The sequence below is a fragment of the Geodermatophilus nigrescens genome (genome assembly GCF_900129495.1).
In the GTDB taxonomy this organism is placed as follows: Bacteria; Actinomycetota; Actinomycetes; order Mycobacteriales; family Geodermatophilaceae; genus Geodermatophilus; species Geodermatophilus nigrescens.
In genome coordinates, this window is the sequence record NZ_FQVX01000001.1 from 1401093 (window position 1) to 1426320 (window position 25228).

28 protein-coding genes are annotated in these 25228 nt (G+C 76.6%); 13 read left to right on the forward strand and 15 right to left on the reverse strand.

The annotated features are described in order from the left end of the window. Positions 1-14: 14 nt before the first annotated feature. Positions 15-212 carry a hypothetical protein gene (locus BUE37_RS06940; RefSeq protein ID WP_073419293.1) on the forward strand — a complete coding sequence of 66 codons (198 nt, stop codon included), beginning with the start codon at positions 15-17 and terminating at the stop codon, positions 210-212. Between the two features lie 6 nt (positions 213-218). Here BUE37_RS06940 and BUE37_RS06945 read toward each other — a convergent pair whose 3' ends face one another. Further along, on the reverse strand, positions 219-716 hold the full coding sequence (locus BUE37_RS06945) for a DUF2505 domain-containing protein (RefSeq protein WP_073419294.1): 498 nt from the start codon (positions 714-716) through the stop codon (positions 219-221). 183 nt (positions 717-899) lie between these two features. On the opposite strand from BUE37_RS06945, the gene BUE37_RS23720 reads away from it, so the two are divergent. After that, positions 900-1700 (forward strand): hypothetical protein, encoded by an 801-nt coding sequence (locus BUE37_RS23720; protein ID WP_073419295.1) that lies wholly within the window; start codon positions 900-902, stop codon positions 1698-1700. A gap of 70 nt (positions 1701-1770) precedes the next feature. On the opposite strand, the gene BUE37_RS23725 is transcribed toward BUE37_RS23720, so the two are convergent. The 4 genes from BUE37_RS23725 to BUE37_RS06970 all read right to left on the reverse strand — a co-directional run bounded on the left by BUE37_RS23725 (position 1771) and on the right by BUE37_RS06970 (position 6647). Further along, entirely contained in the window at positions 1771-2997 is a 1227-nt protein-coding gene (locus BUE37_RS23725) for a hypothetical protein (RefSeq protein ID WP_175562797.1), read from the reverse strand. Positions 2998-3150: 153 nt separating this feature from the next. Beyond that, on the reverse strand, positions 3151-5064 hold the full coding sequence (locus tag BUE37_RS06960) for an HNH endonuclease signature motif containing protein (protein ID WP_139252838.1): 1914 nt from the start codon (positions 5062-5064) through the stop codon (positions 3151-3153). Between the two features lie 63 nt (positions 5065-5127). Next, positions 5128-5550, reverse strand: coding sequence for a TspO/MBR family protein (locus BUE37_RS06965; RefSeq protein WP_217651141.1), 423 nt, complete (start codon positions 5548-5550; stop codon positions 5128-5130). A gap of 98 nt (positions 5551-5648) precedes the next feature. Continuing rightward, the gene (locus BUE37_RS06970) at positions 5649-6647 is read right to left on the reverse strand and encodes a hypothetical protein (RefSeq protein ID WP_073419299.1); all 999 of its coding nucleotides are present in this window, start codon (positions 6645-6647) and stop codon (positions 5649-5651) included. Between the two features lie 103 nt (positions 6648-6750). On the opposite strand from BUE37_RS06970, the gene BUE37_RS06975 reads away from it, so the two are divergent. Continuing rightward, complete coding sequence (locus BUE37_RS06975) at positions 6751-7365, forward strand: TetR/AcrR family transcriptional regulator (RefSeq protein ID WP_073419300.1); 615 nt, start codon at positions 6751-6753, stop codon at positions 7363-7365. On the opposite strand, the gene BUE37_RS06980 is transcribed toward BUE37_RS06975, so the two are convergent. Next, the gene (locus BUE37_RS06980) at positions 7311-8240 is read right to left on the reverse strand and encodes an EamA family transporter (protein WP_083628383.1); all 930 of its coding nucleotides are present in this window, start codon (positions 8238-8240) and stop codon (positions 7311-7313) included. The two genes, BUE37_RS06975 and BUE37_RS06980, sit on opposite strands and share 55 nt — an antisense overlap. Before the next feature lie 72 nt (positions 8241-8312). Here BUE37_RS06980 and BUE37_RS06985 point away from each other — a divergent pair, with 72 nt between their 5' ends. After that, positions 8313-9227: a LysR family transcriptional regulator gene (locus BUE37_RS06985; RefSeq protein ID WP_073419301.1), complete on the forward strand. Its 915-nt coding sequence runs from the start codon at positions 8313-8315 to the stop codon at positions 9225-9227. A gap of 10 nt (positions 9228-9237) precedes the next feature. Here the strand turns inward: BUE37_RS06985 and BUE37_RS06990 are convergent, their stop codons facing one another. Beyond that, positions 9238-10056, reverse strand: a complete 819-nt coding sequence (locus BUE37_RS06990; protein ID WP_073419302.1) for an AfsR/SARP family transcriptional regulator — start codon at positions 10054-10056, stop codon at positions 9238-9240. Between the two features lie 10 nt (positions 10057-10066). Beyond that, positions 10067-10684: a hypothetical protein gene (locus BUE37_RS06995; protein WP_073419303.1), complete on the reverse strand. Its 618-nt coding sequence runs from the start codon at positions 10682-10684 to the stop codon at positions 10067-10069. A 93-nt stretch (positions 10685-10777) separates the two neighbouring features. On the opposite strand from BUE37_RS06995, the gene BUE37_RS07000 reads away from it, so the two are divergent. Continuing rightward, the gene (locus BUE37_RS07000) at positions 10778-11371 is read left to right on the forward strand and encodes a TetR/AcrR family transcriptional regulator (RefSeq protein ID WP_073419304.1); all 594 of its coding nucleotides are present in this window, start codon (positions 10778-10780) and stop codon (positions 11369-11371) included. Positions 11372-11377: 6 nt separating this feature from the next. Here BUE37_RS07000 and BUE37_RS07005 read toward each other — a convergent pair whose 3' ends face one another. Beyond that, complete coding sequence (locus BUE37_RS07005) at positions 11378-12502, reverse strand: FAD-dependent monooxygenase (RefSeq protein WP_217651142.1); 1125 nt, start codon at positions 12500-12502, stop codon at positions 11378-11380. Between the two features lie 91 nt (positions 12503-12593). Next, positions 12594-13448, reverse strand: coding sequence for an SDR family NAD(P)-dependent oxidoreductase (locus tag BUE37_RS07010; protein ID WP_073419306.1), 855 nt, complete (start codon positions 13446-13448; stop codon positions 12594-12596). 113 nt (positions 13449-13561) lie between these two features. Here BUE37_RS07010 and BUE37_RS07015 point away from each other — a divergent pair, with 113 nt between their 5' ends. After that, positions 13562-14488 (forward strand): hypothetical protein, encoded by a 927-nt coding sequence (locus BUE37_RS07015; protein ID WP_073419307.1) that lies wholly within the window; start codon positions 13562-13564, stop codon positions 14486-14488. Between the two features lie 7 nt (positions 14489-14495). Here BUE37_RS07015 and BUE37_RS07020 read toward each other — a convergent pair whose 3' ends face one another. Then, the gene (locus BUE37_RS07020; RefSeq protein WP_073419308.1) at positions 14496-15665 is read right to left on the reverse strand and encodes an MFS transporter; all 1170 of its coding nucleotides are present in this window, start codon (positions 15663-15665) and stop codon (positions 14496-14498) included. Between the two features lie 42 nt (positions 15666-15707). Here BUE37_RS07020 and BUE37_RS07025 point away from each other — a divergent pair, with 42 nt between their 5' ends. Continuing rightward, positions 15708-16832 carry an ROK family protein gene (locus tag BUE37_RS07025; RefSeq protein ID WP_083628385.1) on the forward strand — a complete coding sequence of 375 codons (1125 nt, stop codon included), beginning with the start codon at positions 15708-15710 and terminating at the stop codon, positions 16830-16832. Positions 16833-16852: 20 nt separating this feature from the next. Beyond that, a complete protein-coding gene (locus BUE37_RS07030) occupies positions 16853-17506 on the forward strand; it encodes a class I SAM-dependent methyltransferase (RefSeq protein WP_073419309.1) in 654 nt (217 codons plus the stop codon). Between the two features lie 15 nt (positions 17507-17521). Here the strand turns inward: BUE37_RS07030 and BUE37_RS23730 are convergent, their stop codons facing one another. Both BUE37_RS23730 and BUE37_RS07035 read right to left on the reverse strand, forming a co-directional pair. Then, a complete protein-coding gene (locus tag BUE37_RS23730) occupies positions 17522-17671 on the reverse strand; it encodes a hypothetical protein (protein WP_175562798.1) in 150 nt (49 codons plus the stop codon). A gap of 111 nt (positions 17672-17782) precedes the next feature. Then, positions 17783-18322, reverse strand: coding sequence for a DUF1697 domain-containing protein (locus BUE37_RS07035; RefSeq protein ID WP_139252839.1), 540 nt, complete (start codon positions 18320-18322; stop codon positions 17783-17785). Between the two features lie 32 nt (positions 18323-18354). Here BUE37_RS07035 and BUE37_RS07040 point away from each other — a divergent pair, with 32 nt between their 5' ends. The 3 genes from BUE37_RS07040 (at position 18355) to BUE37_RS07050 (ending at position 21254) form a co-directional block, all read left to right on the forward strand. Beyond that, positions 18355-18918 (forward strand): dihydrofolate reductase family protein, encoded by a 564-nt coding sequence (locus BUE37_RS07040; RefSeq protein ID WP_073419310.1) that lies wholly within the window; start codon positions 18355-18357, stop codon positions 18916-18918. 93 nt (positions 18919-19011) lie between these two features. Then, complete coding sequence (locus BUE37_RS07045) at positions 19012-20448, forward strand: MFS transporter (protein WP_073419311.1); 1437 nt, start codon at positions 19012-19014, stop codon at positions 20446-20448. Next, entirely contained in the window at positions 20442-21254 is an 813-nt protein-coding gene (locus BUE37_RS07050) for an MBL fold metallo-hydrolase (protein ID WP_073419312.1), read from the forward strand. The genes BUE37_RS07045 and BUE37_RS07050 overlap by 7 nt, the downstream gene beginning before the upstream one ends. A 231-nt stretch (positions 21255-21485) precedes the next feature. Here the strand turns inward: BUE37_RS07050 and BUE37_RS07055 are convergent, their stop codons facing one another. Next, positions 21486-21701 carry a helix-turn-helix domain-containing protein gene (locus BUE37_RS07055; protein WP_073419313.1) on the reverse strand — a complete coding sequence of 72 codons (216 nt, stop codon included), beginning with the start codon at positions 21699-21701 and terminating at the stop codon, positions 21486-21488. 260 nt (positions 21702-21961) lie between these two features. After that, on the reverse strand, positions 21962-22228 hold the full coding sequence (locus tag BUE37_RS07060; protein ID WP_073419314.1) for a hypothetical protein: 267 nt from the start codon (positions 22226-22228) through the stop codon (positions 21962-21964). 440 nt (positions 22229-22668) lie between these two features. Between BUE37_RS07060 and BUE37_RS07065 the strand changes: the two genes are divergently transcribed. Together BUE37_RS07065 and BUE37_RS07070 are read left to right on the forward strand one after the other, a co-directional pair. Continuing rightward, on the forward strand, positions 22669-23859 hold the full coding sequence (locus tag BUE37_RS07065) for a PP2C family protein-serine/threonine phosphatase (protein ID WP_073419315.1): 1191 nt from the start codon (positions 22669-22671) through the stop codon (positions 23857-23859). Between the two features lie 312 nt (positions 23860-24171). Beyond that, on the forward strand, positions 24172-25209 hold the full coding sequence (locus tag BUE37_RS07070; protein ID WP_245794350.1) for a sensor histidine kinase: 1038 nt from the start codon (positions 24172-24174) through the stop codon (positions 25207-25209). Positions 25210-25228 lie beyond the last annotated feature (19 nt).

Sequence of the window (25228 nt, forward strand, 5' to 3'; positions counted from 1 at the left end):
CCTACGGTCCCGGCATGCCCCGATTCCGCCTGACCACCGGCGACGGTTCCGTGCTGCAGGAGTGGGACGCCGCCGACGCGGCGACCGCGGAGTCCGAGGCGGTGGAGACCGTGGCGCGGCACCGGGCGGAGGACCCGCCCGGCGCCGCCGAGTACGTGCTCGCCGACGACGCCGGTTCGGACGTGGCGCGCTGGGGGTCCGAGGCGCCCTGACCCGGCTCAGGCCAGGCGGCGCTCGAGGACCTCGTGCTCGCGGCGCAGCACCACCTGGCTGACCAGGTCCCGGACGGCGGCCTCGGCCTGCTTGCCGATGAACGGGGCGTCGACCTTCGCGTCGCCGGTGACGGTGGCGTGGGTGCCGCCGCCCGGCGCCGGGACCAGCCGCCGGTCGCACGTCACCCGGGCCTCGCGGCCCATGATCTCGGCGCGCAGGTCGAGGCTGCCGCGCCAGCCGCCGTCGCCGTCGGGGGTCCAGGTGGTCACCTGGGAGACCGGGACCGTCTTGCCGACGAAGCGCGCGAAGACCGGCGGGATGCCCGTGGTCGGGGCCGACAGGCGGGTCGTCGTGCGGGTGTCGCTGCCGTCCCTCGCGCTGGACACCTCCTGCACCTGCGCCTCCAGGGCCTGCGCTACCTCGCGCAGGAACGTCTCGTCGGTGAGGACGGCGAGCACGCGGTCGGGGTCGGCGGCGTAGGTGGTGGTGGCGTCGATGGGCACGCCCCATCCTCATCTGCGCCGCCGGGCCGCGCGCTACGGGGTGCCGGCGGGGCGGGCGGGGACGGTGGGACGACCGGCTCCCGACGCGATGCGGACCTCCCCGGTCTCCCATCTCGCGGCACCTAGCGTCCCGCGCAGCGCGCCGGACACCGGGGACCGGCGCATCTCTCGAGGAGACGACACGTGCGCCGCAGCACCGCCGTCGCCGGGGCCTTCGCCGCCGGTCTGACGATCCTGTTCACCGGTCCCGCCGCCCAGGCCGCCGCGACCGACACCGTCTACGTGCCCGAGGACTTCGTGACCTCCCTCAGCCAGACCCGGGCAACGGGTCACTACGAGGTGGTCGGGACCGGGCTGCGCGTCTGGACCGAGAGCAACAAGTCGACGGACAAGGTGGCCGAGTACGTCGCCACGACCACGCCGCTGGCCGGTGTGGGTTCGCCGCGGCTCAACGTCACCACCACCGCCGGGACCATCGCGCCGGGATTCCAGCTCGTTGTCGACCTCGATGGCAACGGCACGAAGGACGGCATCCTGGTGGGCGAGCCGACGGCTCCGGGTTACGGGGACAACTGGTGGCTCGCCTCGAGCACTCTGCCGTTCCAGCGGCTCGCTCCGCACACCGGCGGTGGCTTCGGCAGCCCCTACTACGGCACCCTCGCCGAGTGGACCGCGGTCTTCGACGGCGACACCGACGTCAACGGCGACGGCGTCGTGGACGCGCAGGATGACATCACCGCTGATGGCGTCGATGACAAGGCGGCCGTAGTCCAGGCGTTCGGCTTCTCGCTCGGCTCCGGCGTCTACGGGGACCACACCATCACGTCGATGGACTTCGCCGGGACGCGGTACACGTTCGCCGAGCACGTCCGGCTGAGCACCAAGAACCAGTGCAAGAACGGCGGGTGGGCCACGAGCACGCTGCCCGAGTTCCGCAACCAGGGCGAGTGCGTCGCGTCGTTCGCCAAGGGCGCCGAGCGCTGACCCGCTCCGCAGCACGACGGAGGCCCGTCACCCGGTCCGGGTGGCGGGCCTCCGTCGTGCCGGTGAGCGGTCAGGGCGCCGGAGCGGGTGCGGGCTCCCCGGTCGCCGGTTCGGTGGCGGCGCAGGAGTCGTCGGTCGCGCCGTCGGCGGCCGCCGCGTCCGGGGTGACCTCCGTGGGGACGGGCTCCGCGGGGTCGGTCATCGACGCGTCGGCGGAGACCTCGCAGCCGGCGTCCTCGACGGCCGGCTCGGCGGGTGCAGGGGCGGGCTCGACGGGTGCGGGCTCGACCGGAGCGGGCTCTGCGGGCGCAGGCTCCGCGGGAGCCGGCACGGTCGGCGTCGGCTCTGCGGGCGTCGGCTCTGCGGGCGTCGGCTCTGCGGGCGTCGGCTCTGCGGGCGTCGGCTCGGTCGGCTCGACGGGCGTCGGCTCGGCCGGGGTGGGCTCGGCCGGGGTGGGCTCGGTCGGCTCGACGGGCGCGGGCTCGACGGGCGCGGGCTCGACAGGCTCGGGCTCGACAGGCTCGGGCTCGACCGGGGCCGGCTCACTGGGGGCGGGCTCGGTCGGCGTCGGCTCGACGGGCGCGGGCTCAGTCGGCTCAACGGGCGCCGGGTCCACGGGCGCTGGGTCCACGGGCGCTGGGTCCACGGGCGCTGGCTCCACGGGCGCCGGCGGGACGTCGACCGGGGTCGGCGGTGTCTCGACCGCGGGCTCCTCGACCGGCGGCACGTCGGCAGGCGGGACCTCCACGGGCGGCACGACGGCGGGCGGGGGCTCCGTGGGCGGGGCCTCGGTCGGCGGGACGTCGGACGGCGGGATCTCCAGCGGCGGCGGGTCAGCAGGCGGCGCCACCGGCGGCGCCTCGACGGGTGGGTCGGCCGGGGGGCTCTCCGCCGGCACGTCGAGCGGAGCCGTACCGGAGTCGTCGAGGTACTGCTGCAGCAGCGCGTCGAGGTAGGCCTCGGACTCGGCGTCCAGGTCCGGGAACGGGTCGGCGGGCGTCGGTGCCGCCACGGGCGCCACCGGCGCGGGCGGCGCGGGAGGAGGCGGCGCCCAGCCGTCCTCGAAGCCGGGCGCCACGACGCCGATGCTCGGCAGCGCGAGCGGTCCGCCGTCGGGCTCGGCCTCGCTCATCCGCGCGGCGGTGTCTCCCGCGGGTTCGATGCCCGTGGTGCTGGCGTCGGCGACCGGCGGCCCCGAGACCGCGGCCAGCGCGGCCGCCATCCCGAGCGCGCAGGCGCTCGCGCCGACCGCCGGGATGAACCGGGCGGACCGGATGCCTCGTCTCGACCTGTCCACTGCTCTTCCCCCTGAGCCGTAGGACTCTCCGCACCCATCGTGACCCGGCCGGTACCGGACGTCTACGCGAGCGGGCACGCCGGCGGCGTCGGTTCACCCGTCAGGCGTGCGGGCGACACCCGGACGCGCGGGTCATCACCGCGCGTGCACGCGTCAGAAGGGCGGGAGGTCGAGGTCGGTGCCGAACCGGGGTGGTGGACTCGCCCGGGTCCCGCCGTCGGGGGACGTGACCAGCAGCGCGCCGTCGTCACCGACGTCGAAGCGCCAGCCCGGCGCCTGGTGCTTGAGGCGGTGGTGGTGCTCGCACAGGCAGCAGAGGTTCCGGGCGGTGGTGGGCCCGTCGGGCCAGCGGCGGCAGTGGTCGAGGTCGCAGGTGCGCGCCCGTGCCCGGCAGCCGGGGAACCGGCAGCGCCTGTCGCGGAGCCGGACGAAGCGGTCGAGGGCGGCACCCGGGTCGTGGGCGTCGGTGCCGGCGGGCGGCCCGAGCGCGGCCCCGCGGCGGAGACCGGTGGCATCGGTCAGGGCGACGAGGCTGCCGCGGAGCATGTCGGTGACCGCGACCCGCGGCCGCTCGGCCAGCGCGGTGCCACCGAGGGCGCGGACGTCGAGCAGCGCGCCGACGTCGAGCAGGCCGCGGAGCTCGCCGTCGGTCCACGTCCCGCGCAGCACCGCCCGACGGGCACCGGCCGTGGCCTGCCGCACCGCGTCCGCGTGCCGCGCCGCGGCCTCGGCCATCGGTCCCGCGTCGGCCGGGGTCCGGGGCGTGGGATCGGACGGCGGCCCGGACGCGGGCTCGTCGCCGACCGGGTCGCACACCCCGCCGTCGTCCCCGGGCTCGTCGGCTGCCGGCTCGTCGTCCTGGGGCTCGTCCGCTCCCGGCTGGTCGGCTCCCGGCTGATCGGCTCCCGGCTCCTCGACTCCCGGCTCGTCGTCCTGGGGCTCGTCGGCTCCCGGTTCGTCGGCTTCGGGTTCGTCGTCCTGCGGCCCGTCGTCCCCCGTCGGCAGGTCGTCCACCGCGGCGGCCGGGCGGGGGAGCAGGCCGAGCGCGTACGCCAGCTCGCGCACCATCTCGGCCGGCACGACGGCGCCCTCCACCAGCCCGGGCTCGCTGCCGCCGAGCATCGTCTCCAGCGCGACGACGAGGGTCAGCGCGACGGTGACCGGCGGGCGGCCGTCCTCACCGGGCCGCAGCACCAGGTCGGCGAGGGCGTCGGCCATGCGCTGCTGCCGCGTGCGCTCGTCGCCCTCGACCCGGTTCTGCTCGGCGTAGGCCTCCAGCGCGCGGTGGATCGCCGCGCAGGTGGGGAGGGGGAGGTCGATGACGAGGGTGGCGGAGCCGTCGCGCCGGTCGTGCATGCGCACCCCACGGCCGCGCACCGCGGCGACCAGCCGCCGCCCGGCCGCCTCGGCGTCCTTCCGCAGCACGACGCGGCGGGCGCAGTCGCCGAGCTGCGGCGGCGTCTTGCCGCCGAGGAGGCGCAGCACGTGCGCCTCGATGTCGGTGCGCAGCGCGTCGTCGCGCACTGGCCCGACGACGCTGACCATCTGCCGCGCGTGCGCCGGGCTGATCTCCCCGCGGGCGAGCAGCGCCAGGGTGGCGGGCAGCCGCTCGACGAGCGTCACCGCCTCCTCGAGCATCGCGCCGGCGGCCGGGCCGGAGGTCCGCAGGGCGAGCGCCACCTCGTCGACGGCCCACTCGCTCACCCCGGTGAGGACCGCCGGGCGGGCGGCGCGGCTCGCCGCCGACATCGCGCCCCGCTCGCCGGGCTGTCGGTCGAACCGCCCCGCCGGGCGGCAGCGGGCGAGGTCGGCGAGCGAGACGGCGAGGACCGCGGCCTCACGGGCGCTCCGCCGCGCCGCGGCCGTCGCCCGCGACAGCGCCTCCGACCCCAGGACGAGCAGCCGGTCGAGCTCGTCGGCGCCCGGCGTCCTGCGGTGGTGCTGCCTTCCCGCGACCTCCCACCGTCTCCCGCTCCGCGCCTCGGGACGGACCAGGTCGAGGACGGCGGGCCGGGGACCGAGGGCGGCGCGCAGCGCCTCCTCCACCGGACCCACCGCATCGAACACGTGTTCGATGATACCGACACGGCAGGGCTCCGACCAGCGGAGACGCCGCCTGTGGACGGGCGGTCAGGCGCGGTTGCGGCGCGCGATCTCCGTGCTCAACGCCGTCGCGAAGGCGGTCCAGCCGGCGTAGGGGAGGAGCAGGGCGCCGGCCGTCCGGTCGACCGACCAGGCCCGCCTCGCGAGGTCCGCGGTCGAGGTGGCGAGCAGCGCCGCCTCCGCCGCGGCCAGCGGCGGCCGGTGCGCCCGGAAGAACACCCACGGCCAGGCGGCGTTGAGCGCGAGGTTGGCGGCGTACGCCCGCCGGAAGCCACGTCCCGAGCGGCCGGCCCGCGCACCGGCCACGGCCATCAGCGCGTACAGCGCCGTCCACGCGATCCCGAAGACCGGACCGGGCGGCTGCCAGCGCGGCGTGTCCAGCCGCCGGTACCAGTCCGAGGAGACGTCGGTGCCCGCCGTGCCCACCAGTGCGGTGAGCACGACGGGCACGGAGGCGGACACTGCCGGGGAGGCGCGCACGTCCCGAGCATGGCCGCCCGGACGGACGGCGGCAGCACGCTCGGGCGAGCACGGTCGGGCGAGCACGGTCAGACGAGCGCGGGCTCCCGCGGCGCGGGCGCGGCCGGCGCCGGCGGCACCCGCCGGGCCCGCGCGGCGCCCAGGCCGAGCAGCGTCAGCCCCGCGGCGCACCAGACGGCGAGGGTGAGCAGCGCGGGCCCGGCGCCGGCGCCGTCGAACCAGGAGGTGGCGCGCAGTAGCGTCCCGGTGGCGCCCGGCGGCATCCACTGGCCGACGGCACCCCAGGCACCCGGCAGCAGGTCCGGCGCGCCGGCCAGGCCGGACAGTGGGTTGCCGAGCAGGACCGTGGTCGCCGCCCCGAGCGCCAGCCCCGGCGTGCCGAGCAGGTCGTGCAGGCCGAGCAACACGAGCGCCGTGGCGGCGATGCCCAGGGCCACCACGCCCGTCGTCGTCCACCACCCGGCCTCCACCGAGCCGAGCCAGCTGCCGAGGACCGTCGCGGTCACCATGCCGCCGGCCAGCGCCGCGGCCAGCGCCGTCGCTGCCCGCCGCAGGCGGCCGCGGACCAGCCGTGAGGTGAGCGCCGCGGTGAGGATCCCGCCGATCGCCAGCGGCAGGGCGGCCGCGGCCAGGCCGGCACCGCGCGGGTCCGCCTCGGGTGCCGGGACGACGTCCTCCACCGGCACCGTCGTGCCGGTGGTCGCGCCGAGGCCGGCGGCCACCTGGCGCAGGGAGGCCGCCACGGTGGGCGAGGCCGCGGAGGCGACGAGCAGCCGCGGCCCGGAGGGGCCGACGACGACCGCGCCGTACACCTCGCGGTCGGCGATCGCCGCGCGGGCGGCGGTCTCGTCGTCGACCGGCCGGACGGCGAAGGCGCCGGGGGCGGCGGTGTCGAGGGCGGTCTCCACCTGGGTCACGGCGGGAGCGGGCCCGGCGACGGCGAGCGGCAGGTCGTGCGGCGCCGAGCGGACGGCGAACCAGGCGAAGGCCGTGAGGACCACGGCGAGGAGGGCGGCGACCGCCACCGGCACGGCCAGGCCGGCGCGGGCGGGAGGGGCTGCGGGCATGGGGACCACTCCAGTAAAACGAAGGACCGTTCGCTTACCCGGACGAGTGTGGCGGCCGCCCTCCCCGCCGTCAAGAACGGTCGTTCGCTTTACAGTGGACGGCGTGCCCCGCGTCCCGGAGTCCCACCTCGCCGCCCGCCGCGACCAGATCCTCGACGCGGCCACCGCCCGCTTCGCCGCCAACGGCTTCCAGGCCACCGGCATGGCCGACGTCATCGCCGCCTCTGGGCTGTCGGCCGGCGCCGTCTACCGCTACTTCCGCAGCAAGGACGAGCTGATCGCCGCGATCGTCGAGCGGGTCGTGGGCGCCGCGGCGGCGCGCTTCGAGCAGCTGCTCGAGGACGACGCCGCGCCGGACCCGGCCGAGGCGGTGGCGGCCGCGGTCGAGATGGTGGCCGAGCTGACCACGCGCGGGCCGGTCGACCTCAGCCGCGTCGCCGTCCAGGCCTGGGGCGAGGCGCTGCGCAACCCCGGCGTGCACGCCGTCGTCGACCCGGCCTACCGCACGATGCGCGGCTACTTCGTCGAGATCGCGCGGCGGGGGCAGGCGGCCGGCCGGTTCCCGGCCGACGCCGACCCGCTGCACCTCGGGGCCACGATGATGTCGTCGGTGTTCGGGTTCGTCCTGCAGCGGCTGCTGCTCGGCGACGTCGACCCGGCCGCCTACGCCGCCGCGCTGCGGGTGACCTGGGCCGGCGCTCCGTCCACCACCGGGTAGGCCCGCGGCGGCCGGCTGCCGTACAGCACCCCGGCCACCACCAGCGCGCCGCAGGCGACCTCCACCAGCGGCAGGCGCTCGCCGAAGAACAGCCACGACGACGCCGTGCCGACCACCGGCACCAGCATGGAGAACGGCGCCACCGTGCCCGACGGGTGCCGGCTCATCAGCGCCGTCCAGATGCCCGAGCCGAGCAGGGTCGCGACGACGACGGTGAACAGCAGCCCGGCCAGCGCGAGCAGGCCGCGCTGCGTGCCGAGCGTGGTGAGCGAGGCGCCGATCCGCGCCGGGCCCTCCGTCGCCAGCGACAGCGCGAGCATCGGCAGCGGCGGCACGACGGTCATCCAGAGCATCAGCCGGAACGGCCGCGCCGGGCGGGCCTGCCGGTTGCAGAGGTTGCCCAGCGCCCAGCCCAGCCCGCCGCAGAGGGTGAGCAGCACCGGCAGCAGCGTCGCGCCGCCGTCGAGCCCGGCCCGGTGGACGGCGATCCCCGCCAGCCCCGCGACGGCGAGCGCCACCCCGGCCGCCTGCCGGCCGGTCAGCCGCTCGCGCAGCAGCAGCCCGGCGAGCACGACGGTGAACGGCGCCGAGGACTGCAGCACCAGCGAGGCCAGCCCGGTCGGCATCCCGGTGTCCATCGCGACGTACAGGAAGACGAACTGCAGGACGCCGAACCCGAGCCCGTAGCCGACCACCCACCGCCACGGGACGCCCGGCCGCGGCACGAAGAGCAGTGTCGGGACGGCGACCAGCGCGAACCGCAGCGCCACGAGGAAGAACGGCGGGAACTGCTCGAGCGACAGGTGGATCGCCGGGAAGTTCAGCCCCCAGACGACGGCGACGACGAGGGCGAGGAGGCGGTCGCGGACGGGCACGCGGTCGAGCCTGCGCCCGCCGAAGCGTCAGCACCAGCGAAAGGTGCTGCACCGACGATGTAGCGTCGCTGCATGGACGTCCGCGCCTTGGAGACGCTGCGGACGGTGCGCACGCAGGGCGGCGTCGCGGCCGCGGCGGCCGTGCTGCACCTCACGCCGTCGGCGGTCTCCCAGCAGCTCGCGGCGCTGTCCCGGGAGGCCGGCGTCCCGCTCACCGAGCGCGTCGGGCGCGGGCTGCGGCTCACCGCGGCCGGCGACGCTCTGGCCGACGCCGCCGTCGACGTCGCGGTGGCCGTCGAGCGGGCGCGGGCATCGCTCGCGGCGTTCACCGGGGCGGCCGAGGGGACGGTGCGCGTCTCGGCGTTCCAGAGCGGCGCCCGGCTGCTGCTCCCGCCGCTGCTCACCCGCGTGCGGGCGCTCGGCGGGGTGCGGGTCGAGTGCTCCGACGAGGACGTCGCGCAGGACGCCTTCCCCGCGCTCACCGACCGGGTCGACGTCGTGGTCGCGCACCGGCCCGACGGCGGCGCGGAGTGGGCGGGTGACGGCAGCCGGCTGCGGGTCGTGCCGCTGCTGCGCGAGCCGCTCGACGTGGCCGTGCCGCGCGAGCACCCGCTGGCCGGCCGCGACCGGGTGCGGGCCGGCGACCTGGTCGGCGAGGAGTGGATCGCCGTCCGCGAGGGCTTCCCGGTGGCCACCGTGCTGGCCGCCGTCGCCGCGGGGTCGGGCGCCGCGCCGCGGATCGCGCACCGGATCAACGACTTCTCCATCGCCGAGGCGATGGTCGCCGCCGGGCACGGCATCTCGCTGCTGCCGCGCTTCACCGGCGGCGGCCACCCCGGCGTGCGGCTGCTCCCGCTGGCGGGCGTGCGCGCCGGGCGGAGGGTGGAGGCGCTGCTGCGCCCGGACACCGCCGAGCGGCTGGTCGTGCGGCGGGTGCTCGACGAGCTGGTCGCCGTCGCCGCGGAGGTCACCGGCGCCTCGGCCTGAGGCCGTGCCGTCAGCGGCGGCCCCGGGGGCCGGAGCCCGCGGGGACCCGTCGTGCGCGGTGCCGCGCGTGCACGCGGGCCGGCCGGACGGCGGGACGGGGCGGGTCGGCGAGCAGGGCTGCCTCGGCCGCGAGCAGGGCCGCGCCGGGGTCGAGCCCGAGCTCGGCGGCGAGGACGCGCCGGACCCGGCGGAGCGCGGCGAGCGCGTCGGCCCGCCGGCCGCCCTCGGCCAGGGCGCGCGCGAGCAGCACCCAGCCGCGCTCGCGCAACGGGGAGCGGGCCGTCAGCTCCCGGGCCCGCCCGGCCGCCTCCGCCACCCGGCCGGTGCGCAGCAGCGCCTCGGCCAGGTCCTCCTCGGCCGCCGTCCGCAGCTCGGTGAGCCGCGCGGCCGCGGGGGCCAGGCCTGGCAGGTCGGCGAGGCCCGCCAGCGCCTCGCCGCGCCACAGCCCGAGCGCCCCGCCCAGAGTGGTCGCCGCCACCGCGGGGGAGCCGGTCGCGAGGGCCGCGGCGCCCCCGGCCGCGAGGCGGGCGAACCGGACGGCGTCGACGGCACCGGGGTCCAGGTCCAGCGCGTAGCCGCCGCCCCGGCGGGTCACGCCCCCGCCGAGGCCGCGCCGCAGCCGGGAGACGTGGTGCTGCAGGGTCCCCGGCCGCGCGTCCGCACCCGGCGGCCACGCGCCGGTGAGCAGCCCGCCGTCGGACACGCTCGCCGGGACGGCCGTGGCGAGCACCGCGAGGACGGCACGCGGCCGCGGTCCGCCGAGGTCGAGCGGCCGCCCGTCGCGGGTCGCCGTCACCGGTCCCAGCAGGCACAGGTCCAGGCCGGGCACCCCGCGCGCCTCAGGCGCGTGCCGGCGCGCCGGCCAGCATCGGCAGCAGCAGCTCCAGGCGGCCGACCTCCTCGACGTTGTGCCGCACCCAGGCCCGCACCATGGGGTCGGGGAACCGGCGCCGCAGCACCCGGTTGACCGGCGCGGACAGCGGGCCGCGCGCGCCGAGGTCGAGCACGCTGACGTAGTGGGTGCGCCCGCGCCCGGCCGACCACGTGTGCTCCAGCTGGGTGACGACGGCGCCGCCGATCCGCTGGACGAGCCGGATGCCGGTCCGGTCGAGCTTCTCCACCCGTTCCACGACGTCGATCGCGTACTCGGGCCGGCCGGCGAAGCGCTCGACGATCCGGAAGCGGGCGCCCTCGGCCGCGCCGCCACCGGGCGCCGGCCGGGCGAGCTCCCACCGGACGTGGTCGAGCGGGTGCCAGGCCAGGTATCGCGACACGACCCCACCGTCGTAGTCCATCGTCGCGCCCAGCGAGCCGAACCAGTCGAGCACCTGGTCCGGGGTCACGCCCTCCAGCGGTGCGTGGTCGATGGTGACGCGGCGGCGACCGTGCGGGTGCTCCTCGTACCGGACCGTGGCGGTGTCCGGCGTGCGGAGCGGGACGACGAGCGGCAGGGCCATGACTCCTCCTGGGGAAACGCGACCGTATCTCGCGCGGCGGACGCTAGGGTGGCGTCCGGAGATACGCAAGCGTTTCCTGCACGGGAGGTCGGGATGGCCGTGGAGTCCCCCGTCGCCCGGCCCGCGCGCCGCCGCGGCGCCGAGCTGGAGGCCGCGATCGAGGCCGCCGTCGTCGGGCTCGTCGTCGAGCAGGGCGCGGCGGCGGTGACGATGGAGGCGGTCGCCGCCCGGTGCGGGACCAGCAAGCCCGTGCTCTACCGGCGCTGGCCCGACCGCGCCGCCCTCCTGCGCGACGTGCTGCTGCGGCAGGCCACCGCCGCCATCCCCGCCGAGGACACCGGCAGCTACCGCACCGACATGCTCGCGGTCATGCGCGGCTGGGCGGCCGTCCTCACCGGGCCCGGCAGCCGGGTCGTGCACGCCGTCGTCACCGCCATGGCCACCGACCCGGCCTTCGCCACCGCCTTCCGGGACGGCGTCATCGGCTGGCGCAAGGAGGAGATGGCGCGCCTGCTCGCCCGTGGCGTCGCGCGCGGCGACGTCCGTCCCGGCGTCCCGGTGGACCTGCTGCGCGAGCTCGGGCAGTCGGTGCTCTGGCACCGCTTCCTCGTCACGGGCGACCCCATCACCGACGACGTCGTCGTGCGGGTGGTCGACGAGGTGCTCGTGCCGCTGGTGCGGCCCTGACGACCGTCAGGCGTGAGGGAGCGCCCAGGCCTCGACGGCGGCGAGCTGCCGGCCCGCGGCCGACGGCGGGGTGAGCCGCAAGACGGTGTCGCGCACCCGGGAGGTGACCGACCCGCGCGCCTGGGCGACCCGGCCGACGGCGCGCGCCCGGCGGGCGATCCGCCGCACCCGCGGCCGGCGCAGCCGGTCGTAGCGGTCGAGGGCCTCGTCGGGGTCGAGACCCGGGCCGCCGCCGGACAGCAGCGCGGTCAGGGTGGCCGCGTCCTCGAGTGCCTGGTTGGCGCCCTGGCCGAGGTCGGGCGTCATCGCGTGCGCGGCGTCGCCGAGCAGCACCACCCGGCCGCGCCGGAGGGACGGCATCGGTCCCGCCAGGTCGTGCACGTCCGAGCGACTGACGTCGGCCGGGCGGGTGGCCGCCAGCAGCTCCCCGACCGGCTCGTGCCAGCCGGCGAACAGGTGGGCCACCGCGGCGTGCTCGTCGTCGGCCCGCCCGCCGGCCGGTGCCGACGCGACGGCGAACCAGTAGACGCGGCCGTCGGCGAGCGGAGCCATCCCGAACCGCAGCCCGCGACCCCAGGTCTCCCCGGCGGCGCCGCGCAGGTCGACCGGGACCGCGGTGACGCCCCGCCAGGCGGTGTAGCCCGCGTAGCGGAGGCCCGGGTCGCCCGGCCAGCCCGCGCGCACCCGGCTGCGGATGCCGTCGGCGGCGACCACGACGTCGGCCCGCTCCGCGCCGTCGCGCAGCCGGACCGTCCCGTCGTCGTCCACCCCGGTGACCTCGCAGCCCCAGTGCACCGTTCCGGGGGCCAGCGCGTCCTCGAGCAGCCGGTGGAGGTCCGCCCGGTGGACGACCCGCAGCCGGCGCACCGCGTCCGGCGGGGTCCGGGACAGCCAGGAGCCGTCCGGCCGGCGCTGACCGGCGAGGAGCCGGTGCCCGGGGCCCGTGGCCGCGCGGGCGGCGTCCCCGAGGCCCAGGACGTCGAGGGCGGTGAGCCCGTTGCCGAACAGCGACAGGCCCGAGCCGACGACCCGCGCGCCCGGTGCCCGTTCCAGGACGGTCACCCGCGTGCCTGCCCGCTGCAGGCCGGCGGCGGTGGCGAGCCCGCCGATGCCGGCGCCAACGACGATCACGTGCACGAGGTCCTCCTGTCGCGGGTGGTGCCGACAGGGGAGCGCGCCGCGCTGAGCGGCGGCTGAGGGACCGCTGAGGGGCCGGTGGGGATCAGGGCCGCCAGCGGTGCAGGCCGGTGACCCGCCGGACGGCGGCCGCGGTGACCCGGTGGGGGAGCGCGCCGAGGACCGTGGCGAGCTTCGCGTCCGGGCCGACCGTCACCCGGAACCGCGGGCGCCGGGCCTCGAGCACGCCGGCGACGGCGCGGGCCACCTCGCGGGGGTCGCGCGAGCGGGGCAGGTGCTCGGTCTCGACGAACCGCTCGACCGCCTGGAGCAGGCCGGTGTAGGCGCTGTCGGGCGGGACCACGCGCGGCGTCGTCTCCCAGATGGCCGTGTCGTAGTTGCCGGGCTCCATCAGGACCACCCGGACGCCGAAGGGCTCCACCTCGTAGGCCAGCGACTCCGCCCAGCCCTCCAGGGCCCACTTCGACGCGCAGTACAGCGACAGGCCGGGGTTGCCGTAGCGCGCCGAGTCGCTGGAGACCAGCACCAGCCGCCCGGCCCGCTGTGCCCGCATCACCGGCAGCACCTCGCGGGTCAGCCGCATCGCGCCGAGCAGGTTGGTGTCGAGGACCCGCTGCCACTCGGCCTCGTCGGTGTCCTCGAAGGCGCCCCCGGACGCGGTGCCGGCGTTGCTGACCAGCGCGTCGAGCCGGCCGCCGGTGAGCTCGAGGGTCTCCTTGACGGCGTGGGCCACCGACCCGGCGTCGGTGACGTCGAGTTGGACGACGTCGAGCGGGTCGAGGCCGGCCTCGCGGGTGCGGGCGTCGAGCGCGGCCCGCTTCCCGGGGTCGCGCATCGAGGCGACGACGTGCCGGCCGCGCGCCGCGAGCTCGACGGCCGTCTCCAGGCCGAGGCCGGAGGAGCAGCCGGTGATCAGGACGGTCGGTCGCTGGTTGCGCACGGCAACGTCATCGGCAGTCGCGGGGCCCGTGGCGACCGGCTCCCCGCACCCTCGGCTGCCACACTGCCGCCGTGCTCGCCCCGCCGCCCCCCGCCCCGGCCTCGCGTCGCCCCGTGCGGGACGCGCTCCGGCACGCCGCCCTGGCCGGGGTCCTCGGGACGGGTGCCGCCCTCGCCGGCACGCCCCTGGTGGTCGGCGCGCTGTTCGGCGGGTGGCCGGTGCTGCTGCCGGTCCTCGGCGTGCTCGTGGCGGCGGTGTCCGCGCTGGCCGTAGTGCTCGACCGGGCCGCCGGCCCGCGGGCCGAGGGGTCGGCCGGGCGGGGGACCGCGGTGGGCGTCCTCGGCACGCTCGCCGTCGTCGTGCTGGCCGCCGTCGCGATCGCCGCCGACCTCGACGCCGTGCTGCCCGTGCCGCTGCGCTACGCCGCGGCCGGGCTGCCGTACGCGGTGGTGGCCGCGCTGCAGTGGCGCGGGCCGGTGCGGGTGGTCACCGCGCTCGCGGTCGCCGTCGCCGTGGCCGCCGTCGCGGTGCCCGCCGCGGTGGACGGCTCCCGCCGGCACGCGGAGGAGCAGGTGCGCGCGGAGGTCGGGACGACGGCGCACCCGTGGGTCACCGACGTCGACGGTCTGCGGCAGGGGACCCCGCAGGCCACCGGCAGTGACCTCGTCTGGACGCCGTACCGCCCGGCCGACGGCGCCCTCGAGCCCGAGCTGTGGCTCTCCCGCGGGGACGGCCCCGCGCCCGGCACCGGGGCGCCGGTCGCCGACCCGTGCGCCGCTCCGGAGGTCCTCACGCCGGCGGGGTACCAGCCTGTCGGCTCCTGCACCCCGGCCGGGCAGGACCGCTGGCTGCGCACCGCCGGGACCTGGCGCGAGCTGCTCACCCGCGACGGCGCGACATGGGTCGGCGTGACGACGACCTCCGGTGCGCCGCGGGCACAGCTCGACGAGGCGCTGGACCGCGCCCGCCCGATGACCGACGACGAGTACGACGCGTGGCTCGACGAGGTGCTCGACGGGGTGCTGCCCCCTCCGGGGTGACCCGCGGTCAGCGGCGCACCAGTGCCAGGGCGAGCCCTGCCGCGGCGAGCGCGGCGGCGGTGAGGACCAGCGCGCCCGCGTCGGCGACGAGCAGGCCGCCGATCACGCCGCCGCCGGCGATGCCGACGTTCGTCGTCGCGTTGGTGAGACCGGGGGCCGCGTCGCCGGCGTCGGGGGCGGCGTTGCGGGCCGCCGTCTGGGTGAGCGTCGGCAGCGCGCCGTAGGCCACGCCCCAGACCACCGTCGCGACGACGGTGACCGCCGCCGAGGAGCCGAGCACCCCGATGACGCCGAGAGCGAGCACGAGGACCGCGACGGTGACGGCGAGCGCGCGTCGGGGGAACCGGTCGGCCAGCACGCCGGCGAGCGCCAGCCCGACGGCCCCCGCGGCGCCGTAGCCGAACAGCACCAGGCTCACCCCGCCCTCGCCGACGCCGGCCGCGCGCAGGACCGGCGAGACGTAGGTGAACGCGGTGTAGTGCCCGAGCATCACGACGACGGTCAGCGCGGCGGCCAGCTGCACCGGGCGGCGGCGCAGCACCTGCCGCAGCGGGGCGGGCGACGTCGCGGCCGGCGGCGGGGCGGCCGGCAGCAGGGTCGCCGCCAGGACCGCGAGCGCCAGCAGGACGGCGGCGATCCCGGCGAACGCCCATCGCCAGCCCACCGCCGTCCCCAGCGCGGTGCCGGCGGGGACGCCCGCCGTGAAGGCGACGGTCACGCCCGCGAGCACCAGCGCGGTGGCCCGCCCGGCGCGCGCCGCGGGGACCAGCGCCACGGCGGCGCCCACCGCGACGGAGAAGAAGCCGGCGTGCGCCAGCCCGGCGAGCACGCGCGCGACGACCGCGACCCCGTAGTCGCTCGTGGCGGCGAAGACGGCGTTGCCCACCGCGTAGGTGACCAGCAGCCCGGTGAGCGCCCGCCGCCGCGACCACCGGGCGAGCAGCGCGGTGAGCGGCAGCGACGCCGCGGCGACCACCACCGCGTAGGCGGAGACGAGCAGGCCCACCCGGTCCTCGCCGGTGCCCAGGTCGCGGGCGATCATCGGGAGCAGCCCGACCGGCATCATCTCGGCCGTCACGGCGGCGAAGACGGCCAGCGTCAGCACCCCGAGCGCCACCGGGACGCGGGCTCCCCCGTCCGGGCGGGCGGGCGCGGTCGTCGCGGGGGCGGAGGTCACCTCCCCATTAGACTCCGCGTCAGAGCAAAATGGGAGGTGGCGGTGGGCGCGTTGCCCGAGCGGGCGGTCGCGATGCTCGCCGCCGTCCACGCCCGGCCCGGCCTGACCCGCGCCGAGGCCAGCCGGGTGCTCGGCATCGGCACCGGCGGGGCGGCCGAGGTGGTCGGCCGGCTGGTGGGCGAGCGGCTGCTCGCCGAGGGGCCGGTGGTCCCCGCCGTCGGCCGCGGGCGGCCCACCCGGCGGCTCACCGCCCACCCGGAGGGGCCGCTGGTGCTGGCCGCCGTCGTCACGCACGAGTCGTGGCGGGTCGACGCCGTCGAGCTCGGCGGGGCGTCGGTGGCCGGGTTGTCCGGGCGGCACAGCGGGGAGCCCGCCGGGGCCGTCCTCGCGGAGCTGCGCCGGTCGGTGGAGGACCTGCGCGCGCGGTTCGGCGACCGGGTGCGCGGGCTCGGCCTGGCCGGCCCCGGCATCGTCCTGGACGAGAGGTGGCTCGACGCCACCGTGCTCGGCTGGACCGACGTCGACCTGTGGTCGGTGTGGCCCGACGCCGGGGTGCTCGTCGCCGACAACGACGCGACCCTCGCCGCGCTGGCCGAGTCCCGTCGCGGCGCCGCCGTCGACGCGCGGCTGGCGCTGCACCTGCGGGTCGACGCGGGCCTCGGCGGCGCCGTCGTCGAGGCGGGCCGGCTGCTCGGCGGCGCGCGCGGCGCGGCGGGGGAGTTCGGCCACCTGCCGATGGGCGACCCCGCGGTCCGCTGCGCGTGCGGCGCGCGCGGGTGCTGGGGCACGGCGGTCGACGGCGGCGCGCTGGCCCGGCTGCTGGACGCCCCGGAGCCGCGCGACCCGGTGACCTACGCCCGGCAGGTGCTCGCCCGCGACGACGACGCCGCCCGGGCCGCGGTCGCGACCGTCGCCGCCGCGCTGGGCCGGGGCGTCGCCGGGCTGGTCAACGCCCTCGACCCCGACGTCGTCACCCTCGGCGGCCTCGGCGCCGAGCTGCTGGCCGCCGCGCCCGGCGAGCTCGACGCCGCCTGCCGGGCCGGCCTCATGCGCTTCCGCGGCGGCACGCCCCCGCCCGTGGTGGCCGCCCGGCTCGGGGAGGACGGGCCGCTCACCGGCGCGGCCGAGCGGGTGTGGGACCGGTGGTGGGCCCGGCTCCGTCGGTGAGGCGCCCTACGGTCCCGGCCGTGCCCCGCCGCATCGACCCGCCCGCCGACCTCGACGCCGTCCGCGCCTCCTACGACCGGGTCGCCGCGAACTACGTGGCGATGAGAGCCGGGGAGCTCGGCCCGCACCCGTGGCTGCGCGCCGTGCTGGGCGCCTTCGCCGAGACCGTGCGGGAGCGCGGCCCGGTCCTCGACGTCGGCTGCGGCCCCGGGTTCGTCACCGCCCACCTGGCCGGTCTCGGCGTCGACGTCGCCGGCGTGGACCTGTCGCCGGGGATGGTGGCGCAGGCGCGGCGCCTGCACCCGGGCCTGCGGTTCGACGTCGCCCCGGCCACCGACCTCGGCCTGGCCGACGGGTCGCTGGGCGGCGTCCTCGGCTGGTGGTCGCTGTTCAACCTGCCGCGCGACGTGCTGCCCGCCGTCCTGCGGTCCTTCGCCGAGGCCCTCGTGCCGGGCGGGCAGGTGCTCGTCGGCACGCACGTGGGGGAGGGCGACCTGGTGCGCACGCAGGGCTACGGCGGCGTGCCGGTGACCTGGACGACCCACCTGTGGCTGCCCGGGCAGCTGACCGCGATGCTCGCCGACGCCGGCCTGGAGCCGGTCGCGGAGCTGCGGCTGCCGGCCGACGCGTCGGGGCACCCGCAGGTGGCGGTCACCGCCCGCCGGCCGGGCTGACCGGGCCCCCGCCGGTCACTTCTTCTTCTTCTTCTTCTTGCCGCCCTTCTTGCCGAGCTCGCTCTGGGCGGCCGAGCTCGTGCGGGGGTTCTTCTTCCCCTCGTCCTTCGCCTTCTTGTTCGCCTTCTTCGCGGTGTCGCTGCCCTTGCCGCTCGTGCCGGCCACGGTGCCTCCCCGTTCGTCGTCGCCGCCCGGGTCCGGGTGGCGGGCGGTCGCACTACCCGCCGTCACCCGCCCGGAACGCCCCGGTCGGGTGACGGCCGCGCCGGCCGGCGGTCAGCGGTCGAGCAGCGCCGCGAGCTCCCGCACGGTGTTCCAGTCCCGCACCGTCGTCACCGGCCCGCCCCGGCCCCTGCCCAGCGCCGTCACGAGGGGACTGTCCATCTGCCCGTGCGGGCACCACAGGTACAGCTCGCGGCCCACGACGGCCCACCGGTCGTCGCCCGGCTCGGTGGAGCCGAGCAGCTCCGCGAGGCCGGGCCCCGGCGGCTCGGCCATGAACGCCACCAGGGAGCGCGACCCGTCGACGACGACCTCCCCGAGCGGGTCCAGGTCGACCACCGCGCGCACCTCGTCGCGGGTGCGGACGACCGCGGCCACGTCCATGCCGAGGCGCTCCCGGATCGCCTCCTCGACGGCCCGCCCCACGGCGGAGCCCGGCAGGTCGGACGCCAGGACGACGTTGCCGCTCTGCAGCAGCGTCGCGACGTCGCCGAAGCCGGCGTCGCCGAGGAGCGCCCGCAGGTGGGCCAGGGTGCCCGATCCGGTCGCTTGACCGGGGGCGTCCCGGCCCGGGAGGGTCCGCGGGGCCGCCACACCGGCCGGAGCCGTGACCTGGGAGGACGCCCGTGCGCCGTGTCACCTACTCGATGGGCGTCTCGCTCGACGGCTACGTCGTCGGCCCCGACGGCGACTTCGCCTGGCCGGGGTTCAGCGACGAGGTCTTCCGGTTCTCCATCCAGGAGATCCAGGACGTCGGCGTGCACCTCATGGGGCGGCGGCTCTACGAGACGATGCTGTACTGGGAGGACGCCGCGCAGGACCTGGGCCTCGACGGCGACCGGCGCACGTGGGTCGGGCTCTGGAACCCGCTGCCGAAGGTCGTCTTCTCCCGGACGCTCACGTCCGTCCGCGGCGCCGCGCGCCTGGCCACCGGCGGCCTGGCGGAGGAGATCGAGCGGCTGCGGGCGGAGCCGGGCGACGGCGACATCGCCATCGGCGGCGCCACCCTCGCGGCCCAGGTGGCCGACCTCGGGCTGATCGACGCGTACCGCATCCGCGTCTTCCCGGTGCTGGCCGGCGGCGGCCTGCCCTTCTTCGACCACCACGCCCGGCGGGTGGACCTCGAGCTCGTCGAGACGCGCACCTTCGGCACCGGCGTCGTCTACCTGCACCACCGCGTCGTCCGCTGAGCGGACCGATGAGTCGGCGCCCGCCGCGCGGTCTGTACTCCTGAACCGCACCGGAGCCGCCCGCGGACCCGGTGCCCACCACAGGAGGACACCGTGAGCGACCGCGCACCCGCCCTGGACCTGCGCTCGGGACCCGAGCGGGTGTTCGCGCACCTGCTGGTCAACAACGTGCTGGTGTCGGTGGTGAACTACACCGTCTGGTTCGCGGTCACCTTCTGGGTGTTCCTCGAGACCGGCTCGGTGTTCGCCACCGGCATGATCGCCGGCATCTTCCTGGTGGCCACGGCGGGCACCGGGATCTGGTTCGGCAGCCTCGTCGACCACCACCGCAAGCACACGGTCCTGCAGGCCTCGGCCGCGGCGTCGACGGCGTTCTACGCGCTGGCGCTCGCGGTGTACCTGGTGACGCCGGCGGAGTCCTTCACGACGGCGGGCAGCCTGTCGCTGTGGGTCTTCGTCGTCCTGCTGATGCTCGGCGTCATCGCCGGCAACCCGCGGATGATCGCCCTGCCCACGCTGGTGACGCTGCTGGTCCCGGAGGACCGGCGGGACCGGGCCAACGGCCTGGCCGGGTCGGCGTCGGGGCTGTCCATGCTGGTCACCTCGGTGATCAGCGGACTGCTGGTGGCCTTCGGCGGCATGGCCGCCGTCCTCGCGCTCACCCTCACCGTCCTGGTGCTCTCGATCGGCCACCTGACCCTGGTGCGGGTCCCGGAGGACCGCCCGGCGGCCTCGGCCCCAGGTGGGGACGGCGCGGGCGCCGGGGTGGACCTGCGCGGGACGCTGCGCCTGGTCCGCGGCGTGCCGGGCCTGCTGCCGCTGATCCTGTTCAGCTGCTTCAACAACTTCCTCGGCGGCGCCTTCATGGCGCTGATGGACCCCTACGGCCTGTCGCTGATGTCGGTGCAGGCGTGGGGCCTGCTGTGGGGCGGGCTGTCGGCGCTGATGATCGTCGGCGGGCTGCTGGTGGCCCGGGTCGGCCTGGGCAGCCGTCCGATCCGGGTGCTGCTGCTGGTCAACGCGGCGATGTGGGCCGTCACGATGCTGTTCCCGCTGGTCTCGTCGGTGCTGACGCTGACCGTCGCGATGGCCGTCTTCATGACCGTGATGCCCTTCGCCGAGGCGGCCGAGCAGACGGTGCTGCAGCGGGTGGTGCCCTTCGAGCGGCAGGGCCGGGTGTTCGGGTTCGCCCAGAGCGTCGAGCAGGCGGCGTCCCCGCTGACCGCCTTCCTCATGGCGCCCTTCACGCAGTTCGTCGTCATCCCGTTCATGACCGACGGCGCCGGCGCGCGGGCGATCGGCGGCTGGTTCGGCACCGGCGCCGACCGGGGCATCGCGCTCGTGTTCGTGGTCACCGGGCTGATCGGCGTCGTCGTCGTCCTGGCGGCGCTGGCCAGCCCCGCCTACCGGCGCCTCAGCGCGGCCTACGCCGCGGCCCGGGAGGACGCGCCCGCGGACGAGCCGCCTCCTGCGCCGGTCGACGACGCCGTCGTCCTCGACCGCCTCGTGCCGCAGGCCGCGTCGTGCTGACGCGGGTGGCCGACGGCGTCCTGGTCCACCGGAGTGAGCTGCTGCGGAACAACACCGTGGTGGTGGAGGGCCCGTCGGGCGTGCTGGTCGTCGACGCCGGGATCACCGACGCCGAGATGGCCTGCCTCGCCGCCGACCTCGCCGCGGCGGGGCAGCGGGTCGCGGCCGGCTTCTCCACCCACCCGGACTGGGACCACGTGCTGTGGCACGCCGCGCTCGGCGGGGCGCCGCGCTACGGGACGGCCCGGTGCGCGGAGGTCCTGCGAGAGCTGCGGTCGGCGCCCGGGTGGGAGGCCCGCGAGGCCGAGGGGCTGCCGGAGGAGCTCGCCGGCGAGGTGTCGCTGGACCTGTACGGCCTGGTCACCGCGCTGCCCGCCGGGGTGTCGGAGGTGCCGTGGGACGGGCCGTGCGTGCGGGTCGTCGAGCACCCGGCCCACTCGCCGGGGCACGCGGCGCTGCTCGTCGAGGGGAGCGGGGTGCTCGTGGCCGGCGACATGCTCTCCGACGTCTTCGTCCCGATGCTCGACGAGCCGGGCCCCATCGATCCCGTGGAGGGCTACCTCGCCGGGCTGGACCTGCTCGAGGCGCCGGCCGACGAGGCCGACGTCGTCGTCCCGGGCCACGGGTCGGTCGGCGGGGCCGGCCAGGCGCGTGCCCGGCTCGACCTGGACCGCGCCTACGTGCACGCCCTCCGCGACGGCCGCGACCCCCGCGACCCGCGGCTCGTCTCGCCCGAGCCGGGCTGGGAGTGGGTGAGTGCCATCCACGAGGGCCAGGTCGCGAGCGTCGCCGCGAAGCGCGTCTGACCTGGGGTTCCCTGCGTGGGGCGGGTGGGGCTCGAACCCACGACCCAGGGATTATGAGCTCGTCCGGAGGTCCTCAGTCACCTGCGCGGCTTGTGCCGAATGCCGGGTTGACCTGCATGTTCAGTGTTAACCGTCGTTGACCTGAGATGGTGATTCACGGGCCTTCTGTGGGCGTCCTGTGGGCGTCTCGTGGGTGCGAGGGGTCGATCCGAGGCCGACGGGTGCCACCGGTCAGCGCCGCGCGGACTCGGCGTCCTGCTGGCCGTCGATCCAGAGATCGAGGTCCCTGCGGCGATACATGACCCGCCGTCCGATGCGGAAGCCGGCCGGACCGATGCCGAGGTGCCGCCAGTACCGCAGCGTCGCGATGGGCGCGCGGAGGTAGTCGGCAGCTTCGGCGAGGGTCAGCAGTCCGGACGCGGGATCCGGTGCGGTGCGATCCGTCATCAGGGTGTCCTCCTGGAGCGGAGATGGGGCGGAGAGAGCACGAACGTGGAGATCCGCCCACGGTTGCCGACGGCTGCTGATGGATGTTCGCGACGCCTCCTCCAGTTCGCCGCCAGCCGGCTGAGAACGCTCAGGGTCAGGCAGGATGCGCGGGCCCCGTCTCTCCGGTGATCCTCCAGGCCGAGGAGGAGCCCGCCCTCGACATGAGGGGTAGTGCCGTTAGGTCGGCGACAGGGACGTCCCACCGCGTCTGCCGTGCTTCAGCGTCGGTGAAACGGGGTGAGGGCCTGCCGGCGAGACCGTTCCAGTGATTCGCGTTCCACTGCGCCGCTCCGCACGTGAGAGCGCCGCTCGTACGCCGCGAGCACGGTGCTGAGGGCGTCAGACAGGTTCAGCAGGTCGCGGTCGTAGATACGGCCGTCGTCGATCTGGTGTGCGAGCTCGGCGAGCAGGCCGGGCCAGTCGCGGCGGGCCGGGGAGACGGTGATGGGGACGGGGACCTCGACGCGCCGCTCGACGACCTGCACGGCGGCCCGACCCGATGCTGCAGCCCGGGTCTGCTCCCACGCCCGGTGCCTGCAGGTGGCCGAGCACCACTTGGGGATCGGGCCGCGGTTACGTGGGGTGATGGGTCCGCCGCACCACGCGCAGTGCCGGGCCGCGTCACGTCGTCCCGGCAAGGGCAACTCGGCCTCGCCCGGTCCTGGACGCTTCGGCTCGTTCAGCACCCCCTCCGCCCTGTTGCGGCGCCGACGCTCCGTCTCTGCTCGTCGTCTCCGATGGTCCGCTGATCCCCTGGTTGGCATGCCGCAGGGTCGCCGACGGCCCTCCGGTTTCTCGTCACCACGGATTGCGGGATCCGACAGTGCATGAGGTGTGTCGCCTCATGTCAGGGGGCTTCTGCAGTGCCGCGGACGAGAGTCGCGGCATGCGTACGCTGCCGAGGTCGTGATCGCCCGATGGACGGATGAGCTCGGTGACTGACCCATTGAGCTCGCTGTTGCGGGCCGCGCACCTGATGGCCCCAGCGGCACTGGCGGCGACCGTCGCCACACACGGCCGGGCGCTGGGGATCGCCGAGACGGTGCTGTACCTGGCCGACTACGAGCAGGTCACCCTGCTGCCCCTGCCCGGGGAGGGCGTGCCGGAGCGGCAGGAGCTGCTCATCGAGGGCACGCTGGCCGGGCGGTCGTTCGCCCGGGTGGAGGTGCTCACCGGTGTCGCCGACGGCAGGGTGCGGCTGTGGATGCCACTGCTCAACGGGGTGCAGCGCCTCGGCGTGGCCGAGCTGACCCTGCGTACAGCCCCGGACGACGATTTGCAGGCGCGGCTCCGAGCCTTCATCAGCTTGATCGCCGAGCTGGTGGTGGTCAACGACGCCTACACCGACGTGTTCGCCCGGCTCCGGCGGCGCAAGACCCTGAGCCTGGCGGCGGAGATGCAGTGGGAGCTGCTGCCGCCACTGACGTTCGGCGCCGACCGGGTGGTCATCACCGGAGGACTCGAGCCGGCCTACGACGTTGGTGGGGACTCCTTCGACTACGCGGTCAATGGCGACCTCGCCGACCTGATGGTCATCGACTCCGTCGGCCACGGACTACCGGCGGCGATCCTGGCCAGCGTCGCGATCAGCGCCTATCGCCACGCGCGACGGAACATGCTCGACCTGCCCGACATCGCCGCGGAGATCGACGCGACCATCGCCGGGCAGTTCACGGGCAGCCAGTTCGCCACCGCCGTCATCGCCCGCCTCGACCTGTCCACCGGCCGGCTGCGGTGGATCAACGCTGGTCACCCCGAGCCGCTGATCCTGCGCGGCACGTCGCCGATCGCTCCGCCACGGTGCCCGCCTTCGAGGCCTCTGGGCCTGCAGGACGGCAAGCCGGTGGCGTGTGAGGTCCGGCTGGAGCCCGGTGACCGACTGCTGCTCTACACCGACGGGATCACCGAGGCCCGCTCGCCGGACGGGGAGTTCTTCGGCGAGCGGCGACTGGCCGACTTCATCAGTTCCGGCCTGGCCGCCGGGGACCCCGCACCGGAGATGGTGCGCCGGCTGATGCGCCGCCTGCTGACGTACCAAGCGGACCAGCTGCAGGATGACGCGAGCATCGTGGTCCTGGAGTGGGCGACCGGCCGGGAGCAGCGACTGCAGCTGTAGCCGCCGCTGCTCACCCGCCAGGGCAGGAGGTCGGCAGGCGGATTGCGGCGGGCGCGTCGGTCCCTGCGCAAGGACGGACGCCGATGCCGTGCCGGTCGGCTGTGGGCGGGTGGGGCGCCTACGTTTCGGGCCCCGGTTCCACGACGTCGGAGAGCGGTGCTGTCGGCCAGCGCCGCGGAGCGGTGCCGGCGCGTGTGCTGCCGGATGACGCGAGTAGCACTTGATGGTCGATTCCGCCCGGTCCGGCGGATCACGCTGTGGCAGCAGCGTGAGCGCACTGAGGCGGGGTAGACAGGTCCCGGGTGCCCTCGCGTGCGTCGGCCCTACCGCACCGGTCAGGACCACGGGGAGACACCAGCATTGCACCGCGAGAACACCGTGCCACCTGCCGGCGGCCTGGGCCCGGCTGCCGGCAGCGCTCCACCGGGATACCGGCACGACGCACTGGTCTACGCCGACGTCGACGAACTCGTTGCGATCGCGGCTCCATGGTTGCTCGACGGGCTGGCGTCCGGCGATGCCGCGCTCATCGCCACCGGACCCATGACCGCTGGCCCGCTGCGCGACGCTGTCGGGAACGACCCGCGGGTGTTCGTCGTCGAGCGGCACGCCCTCTACCGGGCTCGCACACCGACGGCCCTCACGGCCTTTCGCCGGTACGCCGAGGAGCACGCTCCGGCGGGTCGCCGGCTGCGCGTCGTCGGTGAGACCGACTACGGCGCCACGCCCGCGGACTGGCGGGAGTGGCAGGCCTACGAGGCGGTCATCAACACCGCTCTACGCCCTTGGCCGCTGTGGGGCCTGTGCGTGTTCGACGCTGCGCTGCCCGCGCCCATCCTGGACTCGGTCCGGCAGACCCACCCGCGACTGGTCACCACCTCAGGGTGGACGGCCAGCCCCGACTTCGTCGACCCGGCCACCTACCTGCGCACCCTGCCGATGTCCTCTGAGCCGCTGGAGTCCACCCCGCCCGCGCTTGCCGACGACGACATCGGCGACTACACCGGCCTGCGCCGCCGGGTGCGCACCTGGCTGACCACCGTCGACGGACCGGACGACGTGCTGGAGGACTTCCTCCTGGCCGTCGACGAGATGACCTCCAACGCCGTCCGGCACGGGACACCCCCCGCTGGCCTGCGGCTGTGGGCCGCGCCCGGTCGGCTGGTGGCGACCATCCGCGACTCCGGCACTGGCCTGGACGATCCCTTCGCCGGGTACGGGCCGGCGCATGGCGAGGACCTCTCCGCCGGCGGTATGGGACTCTGGCTTGCTCGGCAACTGTGCGACCACGTCGCCATTCGCCGTAACGACCACGGCGTTGATGTGCGGCTCTCCACCAGCTGGAGCTGATGGGACGGCAGTGCGGCGG

Bases quoted from the DNA above. Each gene is read 5' to 3' on its own strand.
- BUE37_RS06970 (WP_073419299.1), bottom strand. From the start codon at position 6,647: ATGCCCGCAGCCCCTCCCGCCCGCGCCGGCCTGGCCGTGCCGGTGGCG.
- BUE37_RS06985 (WP_073419301.1), top strand. From the start codon at position 8,313: ATGGACGTCCGCGCCTTGGAGACGCTGCGGACGGTGCGCACGCAGGGC.
- BUE37_RS07000 (WP_073419304.1), top strand. From the start codon at position 10,778: ATGGCCGTGGAGTCCCCCGTCGCCCGGCCCGCGCGCCGCCGCGGCGCC.
- BUE37_RS06995 (WP_073419303.1), bottom strand. From the start codon at position 10,684: ATGGCCCTGCCGCTCGTCGTCCCGCTCCGCACGCCGGACACCGCCACG.
- BUE37_RS07065 (WP_073419315.1), top strand. From the start codon at position 22,669: ATGAGCTCGGTGACTGACCCATTGAGCTCGCTGTTGCGGGCCGCGCAC.
- BUE37_RS07055 (WP_073419313.1), bottom strand. From the start codon at position 21,701: ATGACGGATCGCACCGCACCGGATCCCGCGTCCGGACTGCTGACCCTC.
- BUE37_RS06940 (WP_073419293.1), top strand. From the start codon at position 15: ATGCCCCGATTCCGCCTGACCACCGGCGACGGTTCCGTGCTGCAGGAG.